The sequence below is a fragment of the Streptomyces chartreusis genome, from assembly GCF_008704715.1.
Classification (GTDB): Bacteria; Actinomycetota; Actinomycetes; order Streptomycetales; family Streptomycetaceae; genus Streptomyces; species Streptomyces chartreusis.
On record NZ_CP023689.1, the window covers coordinates 4,060,351 to 4,083,678 of the forward strand.

The window sequence follows — 23,328 nt, forward strand, 5'->3', positions numbered from 1 at the left end:
TGACGTGTGTGGTCGATGGTGCCGGTGTTTCGATCATGCGTCCCGCTACGGGTTACCCGTCTCGTTCCTCATTCACTTAGCCGCACACAGATGGACGCATCACATAGCCCGGATCACAGCGCCGCATCACATGGACGCATTCCTATAGACGCGCGGAACGCGCGTTCCGATCCGGGTGACGATTTCGTACGCGATGGTCCCCGCCGCCTGCGCCCAGTCCTCGGCGGTGGGCTCACCGCCGTCGCCGGGCCCGAACAGCACGGCCTGCGCACCCGGCTCGGGCTCGTCCCCGCCCAGGTCGACGACGAACTGGTCCATGGCGATCCGCCCCGCGACCGTCCGCCACTTGCCGCCGACCAGCACAGGGCCGGCGCCGGAGGCGTGCCGCGGGATGCCGTCGGCGTAGCCCAGCGGGACGAGGCCGAGGGTGGTCTCGCCGGGGGTGACGTAGCGATGGCCGTAGGAGACGCCGTGGCCGCCCGGCACGTGCTTGACCAGGGCCAGGGACGCCGACAGCGTCATCACGGGCCGCAGCCCGAAGTCGGCGGGGCTGCCCAGCTCGGGGCTGGGCGAGATGCCGTAGGTCGCGATGCCGGTGCGCACCAGGTCGAAGTGGCTGTCCGGGAGGGTGAGCGTGGCGGGCGAGTTCGCGATGTGCCGCACCTCCGGCCGTGCGCCCTGCCCCTCGGCGTACGCCACCATCTCCCGGAAGCGGGTGAGCTGGGCGGCGATGGAGGGGTGCCCGGGCTCGTCGGCGCAGGCGAAGTGCGACCACAGCCCGGTGACGCTCAGGAGCCCTTCGGCCTCGGCCCGCAGGGCCTCGCGGACCAGCTCGGCCCAGTCGTCGCCGGGCTGGCAGCCGCCGCGCCCGAGCCCGGTGTCGGCCTTGAGGTGCACGCGGGCGGGGGCGCCGGCCTGCCGGGCGGCCTCGGTGACCTCCCGAAGGGCCCACATCCCGCTGACGGAGACGTCGACGTCGGCCTCGACGGCCTCCCGCCAGGGGCCGCCCGGCGTCCACAGCCAGCACATCATCCGCATACCGCGCAGCCCGGCGGCCCGCAGTACGAGGGCCTCCTCGGGGGTCGCCGTACCCAGCCAGGTTGCGCCCGCGTCGACGGCGGCGCGGGCGCACCGGACGGCCCCGTGGCCGTACGCGTCCGATTTCACGACGGCCATCAGGGCCGCGCCCGGTGCGTGGGCGCGCAGGCTCAGCACGTTGGACCGCAGGGCGGCCAGGTCGATCTCGGCGCGGGCTCGCAGGGGCGCGGTCCGCAGGGCTGTTGTCTCTGTCATCGCGCCCCCAGTGTCTCAGAGGGGTCCGACATCGCCGCCGCGCCGGGAGCCATGGCCTACTGCTCCTGCCTGTGCCCCCACACGTAGACCCGGTCGCCCTTCTTCAGCAACCCCCACAGCTTCCGGGAGTCCTTCAGGGTCATGTTGACGCAGCCCCGCGAGCCGACGGGGGTGTAGAGGCTGCCGTAGACGCCGTGGAACGCCTGGCCGCCGCTGAAGAACTGGGAGTAGGGCATGGGGCTCTTGTAGAGCGTCGACACATGGTTCTTGTGCCGCCAGTAGACCGCGTGCCAGCCGTTGCGCGTCCCATATCCGGTACGTCCGCTGCGGATGGGCACGGGTCCGAACACCACGCCGCCCTTGCCGTGCTGCACCCAGGCGATCTGCCGGTCGAGGTCGACACAGGCCACCCGGTACGCCCGCACCGGGCACTTCTTGGCCGCGTTGGGGTTCTTGCGGGCGCCGACGAGCTGCATGGTGGCCCAGGTCACGGGCCCGGCGTACCCGATGGCGGGCTTGATGCGGTACTTCTTCTGGAAGACGCGGATGGCCTTGCAGTCACCCTTCGACTGCTCGCCGTCGACCGGCCGCTTCAACCACCGCTCGACCTCCCGCTGCCGCAGGCCCGTCTCCTCGCTGCACGTCACGTCCCCGAAGGAGTCCATGGGGTCGACGTACTCCACGCGGTCGTACGCCTCCTCCGGGGCGTCCTTGGGCTCGACGGCCTCCTCCGCGCGGGTGGGCTTGTACACCTTCGGCGGCAGTGCCTGGTCGGGTGTGTCCATCTCCGAGAGCGGCAGCAGGGTCAGGGGGATGCCGGGCACGAGATCGGCGGTCTGCGGTCCGGACGTCGGGGGCACCGGGTCCGAGGAGTCCGCCGGGTCCGCCGAGGCGCCGCCGACGGGCATGATGACCGCCCCGGCGAGAAGCACGGCGACACTCCGGCGTGCGATACGTCTGCTCATCATGCGCACAGGGAAGCGTGATGGCCCCGCCCGCGCGGAGGCGCCGCGCGGCTGGGTCACTCTTTCGAGGACCATCTCGCGAGGACCCATAGGGTGCTCGGCATGAGCATCATCGGGGTCGGCATCGACGTGGCCGAGATCGACAGATTCGAGGCGGCACTGGAGCGCACCCCCGGGCTGGCCGAACGGCTCTTCCTGGAGCGGGAGTTGCTGCTGCCGAGCGGCGGCCGCCGGGGCATCGCCTCGCTCGCCGCCCGCTTCGCCGCGAAGGAGGCCCTGGCGAAGGCGCTGGGCGCGCCGGCCGGTCTGCTCTGGACCGACGCCGAGGTCTGCGTCGAGGACAGCGGGCAGCCCCGGCTGCGGGTGACGGGCACGGTGGCGGCCCGGGCGGCCGAACTCGGCGTCCGCTCCTGGCACGTGTCGCTGAGCCATGACGCCGGGGTGGCATCGGCCGTGGTGATCGCGGAGGGCTGAGCGGGACCCTCGGGTCGCATACGAACTGCCTACGGCGTGGCGATGGCGGTGGTGGCGGAGCGTCGAGCGGAGGCTGCCACGCTCGCGACGCCACGGCGAAGCGGCGATAGACACGACTCGCCTCGGCCCGTAAGGAACCTCGGGTCTCGTACGAACTGCCCACGGCGGAGCGTCGAGCGGAGGCTGCCACGCTCGCGACGCCACGGCGAAGCGGCGATGGATGCGACGCGCCTCGGCCCGTACGGGAGACTCGGTCGTATGCGGACTGCGTACGGCGTGGAGACGGTAAGGGCGGCCGAACGGGAGCTGATGGCACGGCTCCCGGACGGGGCGCTGATGCAGCGGGCGGCGGCCGGACTGGCCGCGGCCTGCGCGGATCTGCTGGGCCGGGTGTACGGCAGCCGGGTCGTGCTGCTGGTCGGCAGCGGCGACAACGGCGGCGACGCCCTGTACGCCGGTGCCCGGCTGGCCCGGCGCGGAGCGGGCGTGACGGCGGTGCTGCTGGCGCCGGAGCGCGCGCACGCCGGGGGCCTCGCGGCGCTGCGGCGGGCGGGCGGGCGTCCCGTCGGCCTCGATGCCGCCGAGGAGTTGATCGAGCGCGCGGACCTGGTCGTGGACGGCATCGTCGGCATCGGCGGCAAGGGCGGACTGCGGCCGGACGCGACACCGCTGGCCGACGCCGCGGCCCGGTCCGGGGCCGCGGTGGTCGCCGTCGACCTGCCGAGCGGCGTGGACGCCGACACGGGCGAGGTGCGGGGCGCGGCGATCCGCGCCGACCTCACCGTCACCTTCGGCACGCACAAGCCGGGCCTGCTGATCGACCCGGCGCGGGAGTACGCCGGTGTCGTACGGCTCGTGGACATCGGACTGGCGCTGCCGGCCGACGCGGCCGAGCTGGAGGCGCTCCAACACGCCGACGTGGCACGGCTGTTGCCGCTGCCGGGGGCGGAGACCGACAAGTACCGGCGCGGGGTCGTGGGCATCGCGGCGGGATCGTCGAGGTACCCGGGCGCGGCCGTGCTGGCGGTGGCGGGCGCGCTGCGGGGCGGGGCCGGGGCGGTGCGGTACGTCGGTCCGGCCGCGGACGCGGTGATCGCGCGGTTCCCCGAGACGCTGGTGTCGGACCGGGGACCGAAGAAGGCCGGGCGTGTGCAGGCCTGGGTCGTCGGGCCGGGCGCCGGGGACGACGCGTCGACGGTGGCGGAGGTGCTCGCGACGGACGTACCGGTGCTGCTGGACGCGGACGGGCTGCGGCTGGCGGACGCCGGGACGGTACGGGAGCGCGGGGCGCCGACCCTGATGACCCCGCACGCCGGGGAGGCGGCGGCGCTGCTCGGGGTCTCCCGCGAGGAGGTCGAGGGGGCCCGGCTGGCCTCGGTACGGGAGTTGGCGCGGCGGTACGCGGCGACCGTGCTGCTGAAGGGCTCGACGACGCTGGTGGCCCGGGCGGGCGGCGCCGGTGCGGTGCGGGTGAATCCGACGGGCACGGGATGGCTGGCCACGGCCGGCAGCGGGGACGTGCTGTCGGGCCTGGGCGGATCGCTGCTCGCAGCGGGCCTCCCGGCGGTGGACGCCGCGAGCGCGGCGGCGTACCTCCACGGCCTCTCGGCGAGATTCGCGGCGGACGGGGCGCCGTTGGGGGCACATGACGTGGCGGCGGGCATTCCGGAAGCCTGGCGGGATGTGCGGGTGGGGTGAGGAGAGGTTCGGAGGGCTGGTCGACTGGGTGGCTGCAACCCCCCAGGGGCGCGGGGAACTGCGCGACCAACCCCCACCCACCCGCGGACGGGTACGCGCCGCCACCGCCCTCCCCTTGACCCGCACGCTCCCCTCCACGAGGTTGGCCGTCAGCACCAGGGCATGGGCGGGCGGGCAGGTCCGGCGGAGTGAGGTCGTGGGATGCGGGCGATCGTCGTGGGCGCGGGCATCGGAGGACTGGCGGCGGCGCTGAGCCTGCGCCGCGCGGGCGTCGACGTGACGCTGGTCGAACAGGCGCGGCGCTTCTCGGAGATCGGCGCCGGGATCCAGCTCGCCCCCAACGCCACACGGGAGTTACGCCGGCTCGGTGTGCTGGACCCGGTCGCCGCCCTGGCCGCCCACCCGCCGCAGGTCAGCTTCCTCACCTGGTCGGACGGTTCGGAGATCTGCCGTTACGCGCTGGGCCGGGAGGCCGAGGAGGAGTTCGGGGCGCCGTACCTGGTGGTGCACCGGGCGGATCTGCACGGCGCGCTGGCCGCCGCGGTGCCACCGGAGGCCGTACTACTGGACACGGCGGTCGTCGCGATCGACCAGGACGACAGGGCCGCCCGGGTGACGACGGCGACGGGTGAGCGGCTGGAGGCCGACCTCGTGGTGGCGGCGGACGGCATCCGCTCCGCGGCCCGCCAGTGGCTCTTCGGCGAGGACTCGGCGGTGTTCTCGGGAACTGCCGCCTACCGGGCCCTGCTCCCCGCCGGCGAGGTCACCGACCTGGGCCTCCCGCCGCTGGCCGTCTGGCTCGGCCCGGACCGCCACTTCGTCCACTACTGGGTGCGGCGCGGCGAACTGCTCAACGTGGTGGCCGTGTTCACCACCCGGGCCGCGACCCAGGAGTCCTGGACGGCGAAGGCGGAACCCGGCGAACCGCTGCGCGCCTTCACCGACTGGGACCCCCGCGTCCGCACGGTCCTCGAACGCGCGGGCCAGGTGTTCCGCTACGGCATCCACACCCGCACGCCCCTCACCGTCTGGAACACCGGACGCGTGACCCTGCTCGGCGACAGCGCGCACGCGATGGTCCCGTTCCAGGCCCAGGGCGCGGCCCAGGCGATCCTGGACGCGGCGGTACTGGGCGACGAACTGACGGACGCGACCCCGGGCGACGTACCCGCCGCCCTCGACCGCTACGTCCGTCGCCGCGTCCCGGCAGCCAACGGCATGCAGTCCCGCTCCGCCCGGGCGGGCAGGGACTTCCACCTGCCGGACGGGCCGGAGGCCGAGGCACGCAACGCCCGTATGGCGGCGCACGCGGCGGAGCACAGGTTCATGCCGCAGGCGCCGGCGTGGAGGGCGGACGTACGGCACGACCACCCACCGGGACCCACGAGCGGCGCATAATCGAACACCGTGGCCAAGCACCCTGCTCCCGAAGTCCTGTACCCCGACGTCGTCGCCCGAGGCAGCCTCCGGGCGGCGCTCCAGGCCCTGGCCGACGAGGGCGGCCTGTCCGTCCCCTTCACGGCCGAGGATCCCGGTGCACTGACATACGCCGTCGCCGAGAGCGGGTTGCCGCATCGCAAGAGGCTGCTCGTCAATTCGTGGGTGCACGAGCGGCGGTGGTCGATCCGTGGGGAGGAGACCGCCCAGGGTCTGGCACTCGTCCAGGGTGACACCGACGATCTGGCGCAGGTCGCCCGCGCCGCGCATGCCTGGCACGACGGGGCGGCCCTGAGCGACATCCGCGCCGCCGCGCCGTTCGTGCGTCTCACCGGCCGCTTCGAGGTGCCCGACCACGACCCCGTACGCCTTGCCGAATCCGAGTGGCAGCACATGCGCGCGGAGGCGGGCGAGCAGAACTGGCCCGCGTATCAGGCGCTCGTCGAGGCGGCGTACGCCGAGCCGGCGCTGCGGGCCCTCTACCCGTTCACCAGTCACTGGACGCTGCGCTTCTCGGCCACCACGCGCCCCGGCCTGACCATCACGGGACCGTGCCTGCTCGCGCTGGGCGTCGAGGAGTACCTGGTCAGCAAGGGCTTCACGGGTGCGGACCCGCTCGCCCGGACCACCACGGCACAGGAGGCGGTGGCTGCCGCGGTACGCCATCTCCCCGCCGGCCTGGGCCCGGTCGCCTCGGGAGCGTTCGACGAGAGCGGGCGGAGCGGGCCGCAGTGAGCTCACACCGCTCGTACGCGCCCCGGACTGCCGCTCACTCCACGGTCACCGACTTGGCCAGGTTCCGGGGCTGATCCACCTCGTTCCCCCGCGCGGTCGCCAGCTCGCACGCGAAGACCTGCAACGGCACCGCGGCCACCATGGGCTGGAGCAGGGTCGGCGTGACCGGGATCCGGATCAGGTGGTCCGCGTACGGCACCACCGCCTCGTCGCCCTCCTCCGCGATCACGATGGTCCGCGCACCCCGCGCCCGGATCTCCTGCATGTTGGACACGATCTTGTCGTGCAGCACCGAGCGGCCCCGCGGCGAGGGCACCACGACCACGACCGGCAGATCGTCCTCGATGAGGGCGATGGGCCCGTGCTTCAACTCCCCCGCCGCGAAGCCCTCGGCATGCATGTAGGCCAGCTCCTTCAGCTTCAACGCGCCTTCGAGGGCGACGGGGTAGCCCACGTGCCGGCCGAGGAAGAGCACCGTGTTCTTGTGGGCGAGCGACCGCGCCAGCTCCCGTACCGGCTCCATGGTCTCCAGGACCCGTTCGACCTGACGGCCGATCTGCGCCAGGTCCCGGATCACGGCGTGGATCTCGTCGCCCCACTTGGTGCCCCGGACCTGCCCGAGATAGAGGGCGACCAGATAGCAGGCCACCAGCTGCGTCAGGAACGCCTTCGTCGAGGCGACCGCGACCTCCGGCCCGGCGTGCGTGTACAGCACCGCGTCCGACTCACGAGGAATGGTCGACCCGTTGGTGTTGCAGATCGCCAGCACCTTCGCGCCCTGCTCACGGGCGTGCCGCAGCGCCATGAGCGTGTCCATGGTCTCCCCGGACTGGGAGATGGCGATGACGAGGGTCTGCTGGTCGAGGATCGGATCCCGGTACCGGAACTCGCTGGCCAGCTCCACCTCGCACGGGATCCGGGTCCAGTGCTCGATGGCGTACTTGGCGATCAGCCCGGCGTGGAAGGCCGTACCGCACGCGACGATGACGACCTTGTCGACCTCGCGCAGCTCGGAGGCGCTGATCCGCACCTCGTCCAGCGTCAGCGAGCCCGCCGCGTCGATGCGCCCCAGCAGAGTGTCGGCGACCGCCTTGGGCTGCTCGGCGATCTCCTTGAGCATGAAGTAGTCATAGCCGCCCTTCTCCGCGGCCGAGGCGTCCCAGTCGACGTGGTACGACCGCACGTCCGCCGGCCGTCCGTCGAACCCGGTGACGGTCACCCCGTCCCGGCGCAGCTCCACGACCTGGTCCTGCCCGAGCTCGACCGCCGAGCGGGTGTGGTCGATGAACGCGGCGACGTCCGAGGCGAGAAAGGCCTCACCCTCCCCGACGCCCACCACGAGCGGCGAGTTCCGGCGCGCCCCGACCACCACGTCGGGCTCGTCGGCGTGCACCGCGACCAGCGTGAACGCCCCCTCCAGCCGCCGGCACACCAGCCGCATGGCCTCGGCGAGATCGGCACCGGCGGAGAACTCCTCGGCCAGCAGATGCGCGACGACCTCGGTGTCCGTCTCGGACGCCAGCTCGTGCCCGCGCTCGGCCAACTCGGCCCGCAGCGCGGCGAAGTTCTCGATGATCCCGTTGTGCACCACGGCGACGCGCCCGGCGTTGTCGAGATGCGGATGGGCGTTGCCGTCGGTCGGCCCGCCGTGCGTGGCCCAGCGCGTGTGCCCGATCCCCGTGGTCCCGCTCGGCAACGGCCGCTCGGCCAGTTCCTTCTCCAGATTCGCGAGCTTCCCGGCCTTCTTGGCCCCGGCCAGCCCGCCGTCCGCGAGCACGGCGACGCCCGCCGAGTCGTAGCCCCGGTACTCCAGTCGCCTGAGCCCGGCCATCACGATGTCCAGCGCCGACTGCGACCCCACGTAACCCACAATTCCGCACATGCGCGGCAGCCTACGGCCGAACTCCGGTCAGAAAAGGCCACAGCGTGCCCGATTTCGGAAATTCCTACGGTGGTACGAACGCCCGGAACGACACCATCCGGAACGGCACCGCCCGCACGCCCGGCCGACACACCGTCAGGTCTTCGCCCGATACGCCCGCATGGCAAGTGGATAGAACACCACGGCGATCCCCGCGGCCCACACCAGCGACCACAGCACCGGCCCGGCCACCGGCCCGCCCAGCAGCAACCCCCGGAAAGCGTCGGACAGATGCGTCACCGGATTCACGTCGCTCCACGCCTGGAGCCACCCCGGCATGGTGTCCACCATGACGAACGCGCTGCTGGTGAAGGTGATCGGGAAGATGATCGTGAAGGCGAACGCCTGCACCTTCTCCGCGTCGCCGGCGAGCATCCCGATCAGCACCGCGCTCCAGGACACCGCCGCCGCGAACACGATCACCAGCAGCGTCCCGAGCAGGAACCCGCCCACTCCCCCGGTGACCCGGAAACCGAGCAGCAGACCGAGGCCGATCATCAGCAGCAGCGCCCACAGGTGCTTGGCGAGGTCGGCGGTGATACGGCCGATGAGCGGGGCGGAACGGGCGATCGGCAGGCTGCGCAACCGGTCGAAGACGCCCTTGGTGAGGTCGGTGTTCAGGGCCATCGCCGTGTACATCGTCATGAACAGCGTGTTCTGAACGATGATCCCCGGCAGCGCGTACTTCAGGTACGCCTCCGGCGACCCGGCCATCTGCCCGCCCAGCACATACGTGAAGAGGAACACGAACATGATCGGCGTGATGCTGTAGTCGACCAGCTCCAGCGGGTTGTGCTTGACCGCGACCAGACTGCGCCAGGCCATCGTGAAGGTCTGCCGCAGCCCGTCCAGCGGGCGCACCCGGCCCGACTTGGTGATCGGCGCCGTGACGGTCGTGGCGGCGGCGGTCATGACCGGCTCACCGCCTTCTCCCACTCGCCCTCACCGTCCCGGACGGCCGCTCCGCGACCCCCGTCCCCGTCGGCCTCCCCACCGCCGTCCCCGTCCCCGCCGTCCGTGTCCCCGTCGCCCTCCGGCCCGCCGGGCTCGGCGCGGTGCCCGGTCAGCGCCAGGAACACCTCGTCCAGCGAGGAGCGCCGCAGCGCCAGCTCGCCCACCGCTATCCCCTCGCGGTCCAGCGTGCGCACGACGGCCGGCATCAGCTGGGGGTCCTTCACCGGCGCGGTGATCGTCTCGCCCTCGATCTGGGTCTGCGGTCCCGCCGCCTCGGCCACCAGCGCGTGCACCCGCGCGAGGTCGTCCGCCAGCACCGGCCGCAGCTCCAGCACCTGCCCGCCGACCTGCGACTTCAGCTGGTCCGGCGTGCCCTCGGCGATCACCCGGCCCTTGTCGATCACCACGATGTCGTCGGCGAGCACATCGGCCTCGTTCAGATACTGCGTGGTCAGCAGGGCCGTCGCACCGTCCGCGACCAGCCCCCGCAGCAGGTCCCACAGCTCACCGCGGCTGTGCGGGTCGAGGCCGGTGGTCGGCTCGTCGAGGAAGAGGATGCTGGGCCGGCCCACCAGACTGGCCGCCAGGTCCAGTCGTCTGCGCATGCCCCCGGAGTACGTCTTCGTGGCCCGTCCGGCCGCGTCCGCGAGCTGGAACCGCTCCAGCAGCTCGGCCGCCCGCGCCCGCGCCTCCGGGCGCGGCAGCCCCAGCAGACGTCCGATGAGCAGCAGATTCTCCGTGCCGGTCAGATTCTCGTCGACCGCCGCGTACTGCCCGGTCAGCCCCACCATGGCGCGTACGACCCCGGCCTCGCGGACCACGTCGTGGCCGGCCACCCGGGCCCTGCCCCCGTCGGGCCGCAGCAGCGTCGCGAAGATCCGCACCGCGGTGGTCTTCCCCGCGCCGTTGGGGCCCAGCAGCCCGAGCACCGAGCCACGGCGGGCCCCCAGGTCGACCCCGGCCAGCGCCTCGGTCTCCTTGAACCGCTTGACCAGGCCTTCCGCCTCTATCGCATACGTCGTCATGGGTCACCCCTCGGGGTCGGTGGACCCCGGCCCGGGCCCACCTCTTCCACAACTGTGACGCACGCCACTGACATTCCGCGCCTTGTCCGGATTTCCCCCAGATGCCACCGCGTGACGGATCCCACCCCGCCGTCCGTTCGTACTCCCGTAACAATGGACTGTGATCTCTCCGGTCTCCTCGATGCCCCGGAGCGCCCACCGGCAACGGCCGGAGGCGACTCCCTACGTCGACCTCACCCGCTCGGAGTGGAGCGCGCTGCGCGACAAGACCCCGCTGCCGCTCACGGCGGAGGAGGTCGAGAAGCTGCGCGGTCTCGGCGATGTCATCGACCTCGACGAGGTGCGTGACATCTACCTGCCGCTCTCCCGCCTGCTCAATCTCTACGTCGGCGCCACCGACGGCCTGCGCGGTGCCCTGAACACCTTCCTCGGCGAACAGGGCTCGCAGTCCGGCACCCCGTTCGTCATAGGGGTCGCCGGCTCGGTCGCCGTCGGCAAGTCCACGGTCGCCCGGCTCCTCCAGGCCCTGCTCTCCCGCTGGCCCGAGCACCCGCGCGTCGAGCTGGTCACCACCGACGGCTTCCTGCTGCCCACCAAGGAGCTCCAGGCCCGCGGCCTGATGTCGCGGAAGGGGTTCCCCGAGTCCTTCGACCGCCGCGCCCTCACCCGCTTCGTCGCCGACATCAAGGCGGGCAAGGACGAGGTCACGGCACCCGTCTACTCCCACCTGATCTACGACATCGTCCCGGACCAGCGGCTCACCGTCCGCCGCCCGGACATCCTGATCGTCGAGGGCCTGAACGTCCTGCAGCCCGCCCTGCCCGGCAAGGACGGCCGCACCCGGGTCGGCCTCGCCGACTACTTCGACTTCAGCGTGTACGTCGACGCCCGCACCGAGGACATCGAGACCTGGTACCTCAACCGCTTCAAGCGGCTGCGCGAGACCGCCTTCCAGAACCCGTCCTCGTACTTCCGCAAGTACACCCAGGTCTCCGAGGAGGAGGCCCTCGACTACGCCCGCACGATGTGGCGGACCATCAACAAGCCCAACCTGGTGGAGAACATCGCCCCCACCCGCGGCCGGGCCACCCTCGTCGTGCGCAAGGGACCGGACCACAAGGTGCAGCGGCTGAGCCTGCGAAAGCTGTGACGGCTAGTCTGCCGCCATGCTGCACCTGCGCCTGATCACACCGTCCGACAAGACGGACGACGTGGTCCGCCTGATCGAGAGCACCGTGGGGACGACCCATCTCGCCGTCCTGCCCGGCGTCGCCCGCAACCCCGCCGGGGACATGGTGCTGTGCGACGTGGCGCGCGAGGCCGGTGACGAACTCCTCACCGATCTCCAGCGGTTGGGCATCGAGGAGCGCGGTTCGATCGCCGTCGAGAACATCGACCTGTCGCTGTCCAAGCGGGCCGACAAGGCCGAGGACGAGGCGCCGGGCGAGGGCGCGGACGCGGTGCTGTGGGAGCACCTCGCGGACGCCACGGACGAGGAGTCGACCCTCTCCGTCACCTACGTCGCCTTCATCACGCTGGCGACGATGATCGCGGCCTGCGGTGTGGTGCTCGACAACGCGGTGCTGATCGTGGGCGCGATGGCGGTCGGCCCGGAGTTCGGCCCCCTGGCCGGCATCAGCACGGCCGTCGTCCAGCGCCGGCCGCGCCTGGCCCTGCGCTCACTGATCGCGCTCGTCGCCGGCTTCGCCCTCGCCATGGCGGTGACGGTCGGCTTCAGCTGGTTCATGGACGCCCTGGACCTGTTCTCCAGGGAGCAACTGGAGGGCGACCGCCCCAACACCGGGTTCGTCTACGCCCCGGACGCCTTCTCGTTCATCGTGGCGGTACTGGCCGGCATCGCGGGCACCCTGTCCCTGACCTCCGCCAAGTCCGGCGCCCTGGTGGGCGTGGCCATCTCGGTCACCACGGTCCCGGCGGCGGCCAACGCGGCGGTGGCCCTGAGCTACGGCGACACCGAGCAGACCTGGGGCTCCACGGAACAACTCCTGCTGAACCTGCTGGGCATCGTCGTGGCAGGCACACTCACCCTGCTGACCCAGAAGTGGCTCTGGTCAAGACAGCGCCGCACACTGCAACGCCCCTGAAGGGGCGCGGGGAACTGCGCGAGCAACCACGTACAACGGTCAGCCCGCAACGACCAGAAACCCCCCGCCCCCACCCGGCACGACCAACTAACCCAGCGCGGACTTCACCGCATCGGCCAGCCGCCCGGCGACAGACCGAGCCTGATCAATATCGGCGGCCTCCACCATCACCCGCACCAACGGCTCGGTCCCCGAAGGCCGCAGCAACACCCGTCCGGTCGCCCCCAGTTCCCGCTCCGCCTCGGTGACCGCCGACGCCAGCTCCCCCGAGGTCCTCACCCGCGACTTGTCCACGTCCGGCACATTGATCAGCACCTGCGGCAGCCGCTCCATGACGGACGCGAGGTCCTTGAGCGTACGACCGGTCTGCGCGACCCGAGCAGCCAGCAGCAGCCCGGTCAGCGTGCCGTCACCGGTCGTGGCGTGGTCGAGGATGATGACGTGCCCGGACTGCTCGCCGCCGAGGGCGAACCCGCGCTCCTTCATCTCCTCCAGCACATACCGGTCGCCCACCGCGGTCTGCACCAGCGCGATGCCCTCGCGCTCCATGGCGAGCTTGAACCCGAGGTTGGACATCACGGTCGCGACGACGGTCTCGGACCGCAGCTCGGACCGCTCCCGCATCGCGAGCGCGAGCACGGCGAGGATCTGGTCGCCGTCCACTTCCTCACCGGTGTGGTCCACGGCGAGGCAGCGGTCGGCGTCACCGTCGTGCGCGATGCCGAGGTCGGCCCCGTGCTCGATCACGGCGGCCTTCAGCTTCTCCATGTGGGTGGATCCGCAGCCGTCGTTGATGTTGAGCCCGTCCGGCTCGGCCCCGATCGTGACGATCTCGGCCCCGGCCCGCGTGAAGGCCTCCGGCGAGACACCCGCGGCGGCGCCGTGCGCCTCGTCGAGGACGACCTTCAGGCCCTCCAGCCGGTTGGGCAGCACGTTCAGGAGGTGGGTGACGTACTCGCCGAACCCGGCGTCGTAGGACCGCACGCGTCCGACCCCGGAACCCGTCGGCCGCTCCCACGGCTCGCCGTGCCGGTGCGACTCGTACACCGCCTCGATCCGGTCCTCCAGGTCGTCGGCGAGCTTGTGGCCGCCGCGGGCGAAGAACTTGATGCCGTTGTCCGGCATGGCGTTGTGGCTGGCGGAGAGCATGACGCCGAGGTCGGCGCCGAGCGAGCCCGTGAGGTGCGCCACCGCCGGCGTCGGCAGCACGCCGACCCGCAGGACGTCCACACCGGCGCTCGCGAGGCCCGCGACCACGGCGGCCTCCAGGAACTCCCCGGACGCGCGCGGGTCCCTTCCGACCACCGCAGTCGGCCGGTGGCCCTCGAAGGTGCCCGCCTCGGCCAGTACGTGCGCCGCCGCCACGGACAGACCGAGAGCCATCTCGGCCGTCAGATCCGCGTTGGCGACACCACGCACGCCGTCCGTGCCGAAGAGTCGTCCCACTTGTCCTCCTGAGGAAACATCAGTTCCGGTTGCGGAGCCGGCGCTCGCTGTGCCACGTGCCACCGGGGGCTCCCGCTTCCAGGCATTCCATGCCTGGGCATCGGATCACACAAGCCTTTGAACGTCTTGTGCCGTTATACGCCCGAGCCCGGGGATAAGACGAACGCCCCGGCGGCACTGTGGCGTGCCGCCGGGGCGTTCGGAGTACCGGAGTACGAGCAGAGGCAGCTTGCGCTTAGCGCTTGCTGTACTGCGGGGCCTTGCGGGCCTTCTTGAGACCGGCCTTCTTGCGCTCGACCGCACGGTCGTCGCGCTTGAGGAAGCCGGCCTTCTTCAGCGGGCCGCGGTTGTTGTCGACGTCGGCCTCGTTCAGGGCGCGGGCGACACCGAGACGGAGCGCACCGGCCTGGCCGGAGACACCGCCACCGGCGATGCGGGCGATGACGTCGTAACGGCCCTCGAGCTCGAGAACCTTGAACGGCTCGTTGACTTCCTGCTGGTGCACCTTGTTCGGGAAGTAGTCCTCGAGGGTGCGACCGTTGATCTTCCACTTGCCGGTGCCCGGAACGATCCGGACGCGGGCGATGGCGTTCTTGCGACGGCCCAGGCCGGCGGCCGGCTGGGGCTCGCCGAAGCGGGACGCGAGCGACTCGGAGGTGTACTCGCCCTCGACGGGCACCTCGGACTCGGTGGTGTAGCTGTCGATGTCGACAAGCTCAGTCTCTTCGACCGGCTGCTCAACGGTGGTCTCGGCCACGATTCTCCTCAGATTCTCTTCAGTCTTAGGGGGTGGCCGGACTTACTGCGCGACCTGGGTGATCTCGTACGGCTGCGGCTGCTGCGCGCCGTGCGGGTGCTGGTCACCCTTGTAGACCTTCAGCTTCGAGAGCATCTGACGGCCCAGCGTGTTCTTGGGGAGCATGCCCTTGACGGCCTTCTCGATGGCCTTCTCGGGGTTCTTGTCGAGGAGCTCGTCGTAACGGACGGAGCGCAGACCACCCGGGTAGCCGGAGTGGCGGTACGCCATCTTCTGGGTCCGCTTGTTGCCGGAGAGGTGCACCTTGTCGGCGTTGATGATGATGACGAAGTCACCGGTGTCGACGTGGGGCGCGTAGATCGGCTTGTGCTTGCCGCGGAGAAGGGACGCGGCGGTGGTGGCCAGACGGCCCAGGACGACGTCCTGAGCGTCAATGACGTGCCACTGGCGAGTCACATCGCCGGGCTTGGGGCTGTACGTACGCACTTCGCAGCCTTCTTCTTCAGTGGATGGGTGCTGACACATGGCATCACTGAAGCGATCGTGCAGCTGGGGACGACAATGCCGGGGACGCTTCCCGTATGCCGCCCACTGGTAACTGCTCCAGGGAACCTAGGTAGAGGCCACTCCCGTGAGAATGAGCAGGCCAATACACAATGAACACGCAGGATACCTGCGCCGCCACGGCCGGGTCAAAACGGGTTGCCCTGGGACGCCCCCTGCTGTCTCCCCCCAGCGTAACCGCGCGTCCCGGACATCACGGCCACGAGCCCCCGCCCCGGCCCCGCCGAGTGACCGACGTCATTCCCGCGCGCCGCGGTCCGGCGGCAGTGTGCGGCCAGCGTCACCGCCAGCACGCACAGCGTCACGGCGTCCCGGAAGGCCCGCCGCTCCCCCGCCTCCAGATAAGGCCAGGTCACCCCCGGCAGCTGCGGCACCAGCGCCAGCCAGAACCAGGGCCCCCGGACCACCGAGCCCGCCTTCAGTGCCCCGGCCAGCAGCAGCGGCACGACGACCAGCAGATAGTGGTCGTACGACGGCCTGGACACCAGGAACGCCGAGAGCATCAGCAGCGCCGCCGTCTCGGCCGGCCGCAGCGGCCCCTCGTCCCCGGCCCGCCACCGGCGGTACGCGCAGCCCACCCCCACCGCGGCCATCCCGAACGCGAGCAGCGCGGCCAACGCCGCCGGCACCCCGGCCCGCGGCAGCACCGCGAGGGGCGACGCCTCATAGAGCCGTACGAAGCCGTCGTCGCCCCGCAGGAGAAAGGGGAGGGTGCGGGTGAGGAAACCCGCCGGGTCGGGCAGCAGCAGCGCCGCACCGGCCGAGGCGGCCGCCGGCACCCCGGCCAGCCACGCCAGGGCCCGCCACCGGCGCGCGAACACGAACAGCAGCCCCATCGGCGCCAGCAGCGGCTTCAGCGCGACCGCCGCGCCGAGCACCAGCCCCGCGGCCACCCAGCGCCCGCGCCCCACCAGCAGCACCGCGAGCGGCAGTGCGAGCGCCGCCGTCGCCGTCCAGTTCCCCAGCAGCACGAGATGGGCGAACGGCGCGAACCCGGCCGCCAGGCCGATCAGGCCGAGGGCCGCGAAACGGCTGCGCGGCGCGACGCCGTGCAGCCGCAGCGCGCAGACCCAGCCGCCCACCAGACATCCGGCCACCAGCACCGGCACCAGCACGCTCAGCACACCCCGCGGAATGGTCGCCCACGGAGCCGCCGCGACGACCGCGCTCGGCAGATAGAGGAAGTGGGGGTCGTCATACGGCGATCCGCCGGCCAGCCACACCCGTGCCGCCCGCACCACGATCGCGTTGTCCATCCCTCCGTCCGAGGTCAGCCGGGCCGTACGCGCCACGGCGGCCCCCAGCACCGCCCCGAGCACCGCCCACAGATGCCACGAGGCCGGTCGTACCAACCACCCGGAGATGTCGCTTTTGCGCTCGCTCATCGACTGAACGCTAGGGGCCCGTGCGCCTCTTGGGGCGGACCGGCACACCTCGGGGCCGTCTAAGATGCGGCCCATGAGCTATGGGCAGCAGGGGGGACCCCAGTCCCAGTGGGATCCCTGGAAACCGCATTCCCAGCAGCCGTGGAACGACGGCGCAGATCAGACTCCGGACTGGGCCGCGCTCGCCGAGGCCTCGGAGACCCGCAACAAGCGGCGTCGGCTGCTGTTCATCGGCGGCGGCGCACTCGCCACCGTCGCGATCGGTGCTGCCGTGGCGGTGGCGGTGGTCTCCGCAAACGGCAGCAACTCCGCTTCGAACAAGCCGTCTTCCTCGCTGCCGGGGACCGCGGACCTGCCGAGCGAGTCGGGCGCCGCGCCGTCGTTCGCGCCGACGAGCGCTCCGCCGCCGCTGGATCCGAAGGACTTCATCTCCAGCAAGAGCAAGGACACCGCTCCGCTCGGCGCCCAGATCCTCTTCCCCGGCACTCAGCTGACGGTCGGCGGCAAGGTGTACAAGAAGGGCGCAACGGACGACACCAAGAGCTGCTCCGCGGTCACCAAGGGCGGGCTCCCGAAGATCCTCACCACCAGCGACTGCACCCGTTTCATGCGCGTCTCGTACGTGAAGGACGGCATCGCGGTGACGGTAGGCGTGGCGGTCTTCGACACCGCGGCCCAGGCCACCAAGGTCAAGGGCCAGGTGGACACCAAGAAGGACATCATCCGATCGCTGTCCGGCAAGGGCGTCAAGGACTTCTGCACCTCGTCGGTCTGCCTGTCGACGTCCAACTCCTACGGCCGCTACGCCTACTTCACCATCACGGGCTTCACCAGCGGCAAGGACATGACGGACAAGGACACCGCCGCCTTCCAGGTCAGTGACGAGCTGGAGGAGTTCACCTTCCACCAGATCCTCAGGCGCGGCCAGGCACAGGCCTCGGCGGCGGCCAACGAGTAGCGGCGGCCGCGGGCCCGGTGTCCCCGGGCCCGCCCGCGACTACAGCCGCTTGGCGCTGCGCAGCGTCTTCGCGTAGTAGCCGTTGCCGTCGAGCCGGGACACTCCGCCGACGTCGCCGATGGTGGGCCCGTTGACCTCCTCGCGGCTCGACACGAAGATCAGGTGCCCTTCGGTGTCGTGGCCGAGGACCATCCCGACGTGGTCGAGCCGATCGCCGGTGCGGGTGTCGAGCTTGAAGAAGACGAGGTCGCCCGGCTGGAGCTGGTCGATCGCGGAGGGCCGGTCCTGCGCCGAGATGCCGGCCAGCGGCAGGATGTCGACGCCCGCCTTGGAGCGGGCCATGCCGTTGGCGGTACGGGGCAGTCCGTCGCCCGAGGCGTCCGAGGACATCAGGGGGTAGCGGGCCCGGTAGCCCAGCACCATGCGCATGAAGCCCGAGCAGTCGATCGACCGGGCCCGCATGCTCTCCGGCTGCCCGACGGTGCCGTCCCGGAACGGGTACTGCACACCGAGGTAGTCGTAGAAGTCGGACTGCTCAAGGCGCAGGTCGCCGCCCTCGGCGCCGGTCGTGTTCAGCGGACCGAAGTTCGCGTCACCGGCGTAGACGGTGCCCTGCGCGTCCTTCTTCACCGGTGCGCCCGCCACGTACTGGAAGGCGAACGCGAAGATGTCGTCCTCCTTGCTGTCCTCGTACTCGGCGTACCAGTCCTTGAACCACTTCTTCGACTCCGCGCCCTTCTTCCAGCGCTCCGGCATCAGCCGCACCCAGTCCGTCGTGCTGACCTTGGACGCGGTCGAGGTCGGCTCCTGGAAGGTGCGGGCAGAACCGGTCAGCGTCGCGGTGCGCGCGCCGTCCGTGAAGACGGCCTTGATCTGGCCGTCGGAGCCGCGCAGCACGGACCGCGCCGGGTTCTCCAGCCGGGACCAGGTCTCCTTGCCGCTCTCCGTGGCCGTGCCGGTGCTCCGGCCGCCCTCCAGGACGCCGACGTTGCGCACCTCGGTGACGCCCTGCTCGTCCTGCTTGCGCAGCTCCAGCGTCAGGTAGCCGGAGGTACCGACGAGCGCCAGCAGCACCAGGCCGGTGACGACGGGCCTCGACTTCTTCTTCCCTGCCATCGTTTGCTCCTCGGTTCTCAGACGGTCGGCATGACGCCGAGCAGCAGGCCGGCGGCGACGACGATGTAGGCCATGAGGGAGACGGTGCCGGTGGCCAGCAGCGTGGCCCCCTTGGGCTGGCGCACCATCTGGTAGGCGATCAGGCCCGGCACGATGAAGCCGAGCGTCTGGTTGCCGTAGAGCAGCGGGAACTCGAGCGAGAGCACGATCATCACCGTGGCCTGGAGCAGCACGCCCAGCAGCACCACCGCGGCGAACAGCCGCTTGCCGTAGAGGATCACCAGCCGCTGCATGATCTTGGTGCCGCCGTAGGTGAGGGCCGTGACGCCCACGACCATCGCCGCGCGCTGGAGGTCCTCGATGAGGGTGAGCGCGAGCCAGCCGGGCGTGATCATGCCGCCGGGCGACAGGTTGGTCGTCAGATAGCACAGCAGCGAGAAGAACAGGCCTATGGCGATGCCCAGGGCGGCCATCTCGGGTGTCAGGGCGGCGGTGGTCAACGGGGTTCTCCGGACGAGGGGATGCGGGTTCGTGGGGCGGGGCGGGCGTCAGGCACGCGGGGCGTGTCCGCCGCCGTCGCCGGCCGGCGGGCGGCGTCGCCGGTCGTGGTGCTCTTCGGGGTAGGGCTGCGGTGCCTGCCCCGTGCCGTACGACTGCTCGGGGCCGTACCCCGAGTGGCCGGGCCCCTGCGGCAGCTCGGGCCGGCCGGGCAGGTGCCGGTCCGGTGCCTGGAACCAGCCCTGAGCCTGCGGTTGAGGTGCCTGGGTCCGCGCCCCGCCGTACTGGTCCGTCCCCGGCACGGGAGCGCCGGTGTACGCCCCGGCCGGGTGGCCGTACGGCTGCTGCGGCTGCGGGATGCGGACCACCGGGATCTCCTGGGTCTGCGACGCCTGGTACCGCTCCTCGTAGGCCGTCGGGTACGAGGCGTACGGGTCCAGGCGCTGCTGCTGGGCCGGCGCGGCGGTAGCGGGCCGGTCCTGGCCCTCGTCCGCGGCGCTCTCGTCCGTCGGGAGCTCGGCCAGGTACTCCAGGAGTTCCTCGCCCTGCCCGTGGATGTTGCCGATGGCGACCAGGGAGGAGCCGTCGGACATCCGGCCGAGCAGCGTCGGCATGAACTCGTCCGCCGAGCGGCGCTCGCCACCGAGGTCGACCGCGCGGTCGCGCCAGTCGGCGGGGATGGCGTCGATGGCGCTCTTGGCGGGGTGCCCGATGACGAAGACGTTGTCGGGCTTCAGGTCGGGGATGATCTCGCCCATCTGCCCGTTGCGCTCCACCCGGTCCGGGCGGCAGTTGATCACGACGTTCAGGGGACGGCGGATCGCGCCGAGGTCGAGCAGCTGGTTGATGTTCATCAGCGTCGACTCGGGGTCGTTGGCCGCGAAGACGTTGGCGAAGGCGAGCCGCTTGTCCTCGGGGGTGACGTACCGCTCGACGGAGAGGACGCCCGGGTCCGGCGGGGCGTCGTACATGCCCTGGAGGGCGACCCCCCGCTCGACGCCGAGCAGGTCCGCCACGACCAGCGCGATCGCCACGTTCTCCTTGAAGGTGAACCAGCTGAAGCCGCGCAGCTCCTCGTCGCTGACGGTCTCCGGGTCGGCGTAGATCAACTGGCAGTTACGGGCGTCCGCCTCCTCCTGGAGGATGTGGAAGCGCTCCTTCTCGGCGGTGACGCAGATGCCGTCCTCCGGCATCGAGCGGCACAGCGAGCGCGCCACGTCGTCCAGGGTCGGTCCCATCTCGGCGAGGTGGTCCTCACGGACGTTGCACAGCACGCCGATCGTGGAGCGGATCAGCTTGCTCTGATTGACCTCCTGGAGGGCCGGCATGACCGCCATGCACTCGATGACGAGGGCGTCGGGGCGGTAGGTGGCGGCCCGGCGGACGATGCCGATCTGCTCCACCACGTTGGCGATGCCGAACTTGCGGTAGACCGGCTCCTCGGTGGCGTCCGGGTGGATGAAGCGCGCGGCGGTGCCCGTCGTCTTGGCCACGGTGACCAGGTCACCACCGCGCAGGGCACCCGCGCACAGCCGGGTGATGGAGGACTTGCCGCGGATGCCGTTGACCAGCACCCGGGAGGGGATGGTGTGCAGGGCGGCGTAGTGCCTGCGCTGTTCGACGATGCCCGCGATCAGCAGGAACACCGAGCCGATCAGGAGGACGAAGTAGAGGTAGAGCACGGTCCGGTCACCTTCCTCCGGCGCCGAGCCGTGGCTCGGCACTCCGGCGTGCCTGGTTCTGCCTGCGGGCCTGCAACTGCTGGCGGACCAGTTCGAGGCTGCGGACGACGGCCCCCACCTCGTCGTGGTAGCGGGGGTACAGCACGGTCTTGAGGTCGCCGTCGGCGAGCTTCTCGGCGCCGCCGGCGAGGGCGCGCAGCGGCCGGACGACGACCAGGTGGATCCAGCCGAGGCAGACCACGATCAGCGCGAGCCCGAGCATCCCGGCGAGCACGCTGCGGTCCTCACGCTCGTACGGGGCGATCTCGAAGTGCTTGGCGTTCTGCCAGCTGACCACGGTCCAGCCGACGTCGGCCGCCACACCGCCGCCGGAGAAGGGCGCCGCCGCGGCGACCGTGACCGAGCGCCCCTCGCGGATGAGCAGGCCGTTCTCCACGGGGCCCGCGCCGACCCTGACGCCGCCGGCCCGCACGAGGTCGGTGAGCGACTCGCGCGGCAGGCTCTCGAAGGCCAGGAAGCCGTTGCTGCCGGCGAGGGTCCGCGCCTTCGCGTCGACCACGCGGACCTCGCCGAGTCCGGGCCGGGCCAGCAGCGAGTTCAGGAACTCCACCCGGATCTCGCCGACCAGGGTCAGGCCCTTGGCGTCCGGTACGGCCGCCCCGGCCTGGATGACGGGCTTCTTGCCGCCCTCGCCCGCGACCCGGACGAGTGACGCGTCCTTCTCGTCCTCGCTCCAGTCGGCGCTGGGCTCGTCGCCGGCGCGGGCGACGACGTCGCCGCCCTTGTCGACGACGTACAGGGAGCCGTAGCGCGTGTGCTTGCGCAGGGCGTCGTCCAGCACGCCGGTGGTGGCGTCGGGGTCGTCCGCGTCGATCAGGCGGGTGGTGGAGACGAGGTCGGCCTGGGCCTCGTTGAGGGCGCGGCGGACCCGGTCGGCGACGAGGTCGGTGCGGTCGCGCTGGTCGTTGACCATGGTGCTCGGCACGCTCACCGAGGCGTCCGTGCGGTTGAGGAGCAGTCCGACCGGCACGCACCACAGCAACAGCAGGACGGCGGTGAGCGCCAGCGGCACCCGCAGACCGAACCGGCCCCGGCGGCCCTTGCGGTCACCGGTCTCCCGGTCCGCCCCGGCGTCGCCGGACAGCTGGGCCCGCAGCCGCTCCAGGGCGGCACCGACGCGGGCGGTCTCGCCCCAGCGGGGTATCTCGACGGGGCGGGTCAGGTCGCCGCGGGCCAGTCGGCGCGACTCCAGGAAGAGGTGCAGCAGGGGCCGCTGCACGGCCATCCACAGCAGGGCCGCCGCCAGCAGTCCGAACACCACCAGGGCACCGGCCACGACCAGCCCGTACAGCTCACGCTCCTGCCCGACGGCGTGTTCCTGCACCACGGGCAGCATGGCCACGACGGTCAGCCCGAGGCCCGCGCCGACGCTCTTGCGCTGCTCGGGGTCGGCGGAGGCGAGGGAGGCGTATCCGGCGGTGGCCACGCGGCCGTTGTAGGAGTCGCCGAGCAGGGTTCCGCTGACGCCGGGGTAGCCGCGGGAGCCGGGCTCCCGTGCGCTGACGGGGTCCTCCTCGGCCTCCTTGGCGCCGCGCTCGGACAGCCGGGTCATCTGCTTCCGGAGGAAGGCGAGCTCATCGCGCTCGGCGTCCGAGTTGAGCGCCTCGGCCTGCTCGAAGCCGGCCGTGGCGAGGACCTCGCCGCCGCGGGCCACGACCGCCATCGAGCGGAACGGGCCCAGGTTGATGGCGGGCACGGAGAGGCTGTTGGAGGCGATCAGCAGCTCCTGCGGACGGTCCTTCCAGTCGAGGAGGGCCATCGTCATCAGCCGTACGTCGCCGGTCTTCAGGCGCACCATGCGGGGGGTCAGGGCGTGGTCGCCGGTGAGGACGTCCTTGTCCAGCCAGGCGAGGGGAATCGTTTCACCCCTCGCGGCGAGGATCTTTCCGCTCTCCAGGTCCAGCACCGTGGTGCCGGTCCACTTCTGGTACGTGTTGCTCAGGTCCGACAGCACCCGCTCCGGGTCGGCGGGCTCACCCGCGTTCAGCGCTGCCGCGGTGCGGTTCAGGTCGGTGACCCGCTCGTCGATCGACGCGCGTAGTGCGATCGCGCCGTCCTCCGCGAAGTGCTGCTGGGAGCCCAGCACCGCCTTCGGGACGACCGGGTCGCCGGCCGGGCCCAGCACCTTGGCGGTCAGCCCGGCCAGGGCGAGGATCAGCAGGCACAGCAGCGCGATCGGCGGACGGATGCCGCCCAGCAGCGGCATGTCCGCGCGTCTGCGCAGGCGTCTGCGCCCGCCCCGTGCGGGACGCTGT

General features: G+C 71.7%; 20 protein-coding genes. 7 read left to right on the plus strand and 13 right to left on the minus strand.

Going from position 1 to position 23,328, the window contains the following annotated elements; genetic code table 11:
- Nucleotides 1–126: 126 nt before the first annotated feature.
- Together alr and CP983_RS17160 are read right to left on the minus strand one after the other, a co-directional pair.
- Complete coding sequence (gene alr / locus CP983_RS17155; protein ID WP_107904057.1) at nt 127–1,293, minus strand: alanine racemase; 1,167 nt, start codon at nt 1,291–1,293, stop codon at nt 127–129.
- Between the two features lie 56 nt (nt 1,294–1,349).
- Entirely contained in the window at nt 1,350–2,261 is a 912-nt protein-coding gene (locus CP983_RS17160; RefSeq protein WP_229914932.1) for a L,D-transpeptidase family protein, read from the minus strand.
- A gap of 99 nt (nt 2,262–2,360) precedes the next feature.
- Here CP983_RS17160 and CP983_RS17165 point away from each other — a divergent pair, with 99 nt between their 5' ends.
- From CP983_RS17165 to CP983_RS17180, 4 genes are all read left to right on the plus strand, one after another.
- Nucleotides 2,361–2,732: a holo-ACP synthase gene (locus CP983_RS17165; RefSeq protein ID WP_093748897.1), complete on the plus strand. Its 372-nt coding sequence runs from the start codon at nt 2,361–2,363 to the stop codon at nt 2,730–2,732.
- Nucleotides 2,733–2,990: 258 nt separating this feature from the next.
- Nucleotides 2,991–4,430 (plus strand): NAD(P)H-hydrate dehydratase, encoded by a 1,440-nt coding sequence (locus tag CP983_RS17170; RefSeq protein ID WP_150500328.1) that lies wholly within the window; start codon nt 2,991–2,993, stop codon nt 4,428–4,430.
- 201 nt (nt 4,431–4,631) lie between these two features.
- The gene (locus CP983_RS17175; RefSeq protein WP_150500330.1) at nt 4,632–5,828 is read left to right on the plus strand and encodes an FAD-dependent monooxygenase; all 1,197 of its coding nucleotides are present in this window, start codon (nt 4,632–4,634) and stop codon (nt 5,826–5,828) included.
- A 9-nt stretch (nt 5,829–5,837) separates the two neighbouring features.
- Nucleotides 5,838–6,602 (plus strand): DUF6193 family natural product biosynthesis protein, encoded by a 765-nt coding sequence (locus tag CP983_RS17180; RefSeq protein WP_150500332.1) that lies wholly within the window; start codon nt 5,838–5,840, stop codon nt 6,600–6,602.
- A 34-nt stretch (nt 6,603–6,636) separates the two neighbouring features.
- On the opposite strand, the gene glmS is transcribed toward CP983_RS17180, so the two are convergent.
- The 3 genes from glmS to CP983_RS17195 all read right to left on the minus strand — a co-directional run bounded on the left by glmS (nt 6,637) and on the right by CP983_RS17195 (nt 10,502).
- The gene (gene glmS, locus CP983_RS17185; RefSeq protein ID WP_125529618.1) at nt 6,637–8,484 is read right to left on the minus strand and encodes a glutamine--fructose-6-phosphate transaminase (isomerizing); all 1,848 of its coding nucleotides are present in this window, start codon (nt 8,482–8,484) and stop codon (nt 6,637–6,639) included.
- A 135-nt stretch (nt 8,485–8,619) separates the two neighbouring features.
- Nucleotides 8,620–9,435 carry an ABC transporter permease gene (locus CP983_RS17190; RefSeq protein WP_107904070.1) on the minus strand — a complete coding sequence of 272 codons (816 nt, stop codon included), beginning with the start codon at nt 9,433–9,435 and terminating at the stop codon, nt 8,620–8,622.
- Nucleotides 9,432–10,502: an ATP-binding cassette domain-containing protein gene (locus tag CP983_RS17195; protein ID WP_150500334.1), complete on the minus strand. Its 1,071-nt coding sequence runs from the start codon at nt 10,500–10,502 to the stop codon at nt 9,432–9,434. Before CP983_RS17195 ends, CP983_RS17190 begins: the two co-directional genes overlap by 4 nt.
- Before the next feature lie 181 nt (nt 10,503–10,683).
- Between CP983_RS17195 and coaA the strand changes: the two genes are divergently transcribed.
- Nucleotides 10,684–11,652 (plus strand): type I pantothenate kinase, encoded by a 969-nt coding sequence (gene coaA / locus CP983_RS17200; protein ID WP_167537719.1) that lies wholly within the window; start codon nt 10,684–10,686, stop codon nt 11,650–11,652.
- A gap of 16 nt (nt 11,653–11,668) precedes the next feature.
- Nucleotides 11,669–12,607 carry a DUF389 domain-containing protein gene (locus CP983_RS17205; protein ID WP_150500336.1) on the plus strand — a complete coding sequence of 313 codons (939 nt, stop codon included), beginning with the start codon at nt 11,669–11,671 and terminating at the stop codon, nt 12,605–12,607.
- Between the two features lie 87 nt (nt 12,608–12,694).
- Here the strand turns inward: CP983_RS17205 and glmM are convergent, their stop codons facing one another.
- From glmM to CP983_RS17225, 4 genes are all read right to left on the minus strand, one after another.
- Nucleotides 12,695–14,053, minus strand: coding sequence for a phosphoglucosamine mutase (gene glmM, locus CP983_RS17210; protein ID WP_150500337.1), 1,359 nt, complete (start codon nt 14,051–14,053; stop codon nt 12,695–12,697).
- 235 nt (nt 14,054–14,288) lie between these two features.
- A complete protein-coding gene (gene rpsI / locus CP983_RS17215) occupies nt 14,289–14,810 on the minus strand; it encodes a 30S ribosomal protein S9 (RefSeq protein WP_030950653.1) in 522 nt (173 codons plus the stop codon).
- Between the two features lie 42 nt (nt 14,811–14,852).
- Nucleotides 14,853–15,296, minus strand: a complete 444-nt coding sequence (gene rplM / locus CP983_RS17220) for a 50S ribosomal protein L13 (RefSeq protein WP_030950652.1) — start codon at nt 15,294–15,296, stop codon at nt 14,853–14,855.
- Nucleotides 15,297–15,502: 206 nt separating this feature from the next.
- Nucleotides 15,503–16,759, minus strand: a complete 1,257-nt coding sequence (locus CP983_RS17225; RefSeq protein WP_150500340.1) for a glycosyltransferase family 87 protein — start codon at nt 16,757–16,759, stop codon at nt 15,503–15,505.
- Between the two features lie 73 nt (nt 16,760–16,832).
- Here CP983_RS17225 and CP983_RS17230 point away from each other — a divergent pair, with 73 nt between their 5' ends.
- The gene (locus CP983_RS17230) at nt 16,833–17,717 is read left to right on the plus strand and encodes a hypothetical protein (RefSeq protein ID WP_107904079.1); all 885 of its coding nucleotides are present in this window, start codon (nt 16,833–16,835) and stop codon (nt 17,715–17,717) included.
- A gap of 39 nt (nt 17,718–17,756) precedes the next feature.
- Here the strand turns inward: CP983_RS17230 and CP983_RS17235 are convergent, their stop codons facing one another.
- Genes CP983_RS17235 through CP983_RS17250 form a run of 4 tightly spaced genes read right to left on the minus strand, consistent with a single transcriptional unit; the run spans nt 17,757 to nt 23,279 of the window.
- Complete coding sequence (locus CP983_RS17235) at nt 17,757–18,833, minus strand: C40 family peptidase (protein ID WP_107904081.1); 1,077 nt, start codon at nt 18,831–18,833, stop codon at nt 17,757–17,759.
- Between the two features lie 17 nt (nt 18,834–18,850).
- Nucleotides 18,851–19,333, minus strand: coding sequence for a poly-gamma-glutamate biosynthesis protein PgsC/CapC (locus CP983_RS17240; protein ID WP_030950648.1), 483 nt, complete (start codon nt 19,331–19,333; stop codon nt 18,851–18,853).
- Between the two features lie 48 nt (nt 19,334–19,381).
- Nucleotides 19,382–21,013, minus strand: coding sequence for a poly-gamma-glutamate synthase PgsB (gene pgsB, locus CP983_RS17245; protein ID WP_150500342.1), 1,632 nt, complete (start codon nt 21,011–21,013; stop codon nt 19,382–19,384).
- 7 nt (nt 21,014–21,020) lie between these two features.
- A complete protein-coding gene (locus tag CP983_RS17250) occupies nt 21,021–23,279 on the minus strand; it encodes a HAMP domain-containing protein (protein ID WP_150506657.1) in 2,259 nt (752 codons plus the stop codon).
- Between the last annotated feature and the right edge of the window lie 49 nt (nt 23,280–23,328).

Coding starts and splice junctions, on each gene's coding strand:
- CP983_RS17160 (WP_229914932.1), bottom strand. CDS start 2,261: ATGATGAGCAGACGTATCGCACGCCGGAGTGTCGCCGTGCTTCTCGCC.
- CP983_RS17205 (WP_150500336.1), top strand. CDS start 11,669: ATGCTGCACCTGCGCCTGATCACACCGTCCGACAAGACGGACGACGTG.
- glmS (WP_125529618.1), bottom strand. CDS start 8,484: ATGTGCGGAATTGTGGGTTACGTGGGGTCGCAGTCGGCGCTGGACATC.
- CP983_RS17225 (WP_150500340.1), bottom strand. CDS start 16,759: ATGAGCGAGCGCAAAAGCGACATCTCCGGGTGGTTGGTACGACCGGCC.
- CP983_RS17170 (WP_150500328.1), top strand. CDS start 2,991: ATGCGGACTGCGTACGGCGTGGAGACGGTAAGGGCGGCCGAACGGGAG.
- CP983_RS17230 (WP_107904079.1), top strand. CDS start 16,833: ATGAGCTATGGGCAGCAGGGGGGACCCCAGTCCCAGTGGGATCCCTGG.
- CP983_RS17175 (WP_150500330.1), top strand. CDS start 4,632: ATGCGGGCGATCGTCGTGGGCGCGGGCATCGGAGGACTGGCGGCGGCG.
- coaA (WP_167537719.1), top strand. CDS start 10,684: ATGCCCCGGAGCGCCCACCGGCAACGGCCGGAGGCGACTCCCTACGTC.
- CP983_RS17195 (WP_150500334.1), bottom strand. CDS start 10,502: ATGACGACGTATGCGATAGAGGCGGAAGGCCTGGTCAAGCGGTTCAAG.
- CP983_RS17190 (WP_107904070.1), bottom strand. CDS start 9,435: ATGACCGCCGCCGCCACGACCGTCACGGCGCCGATCACCAAGTCGGGC.
- CP983_RS17165 (WP_093748897.1), top strand. CDS start 2,361: ATGAGCATCATCGGGGTCGGCATCGACGTGGCCGAGATCGACAGATTC.
- CP983_RS17235 (WP_107904081.1), bottom strand. CDS start 18,833: ATGGCAGGGAAGAAGAAGTCGAGGCCCGTCGTCACCGGCCTGGTGCTG.
- CP983_RS17250 (WP_150506657.1), bottom strand. CDS start 23,279: ATGCCGCTGCTGGGCGGCATCCGTCCGCCGATCGCGCTGCTGTGCCTG.
- alr (WP_107904057.1), bottom strand. CDS start 1,293: ATGACAGAGACAACAGCCCTGCGGACCGCGCCCCTGCGAGCCCGCGCC.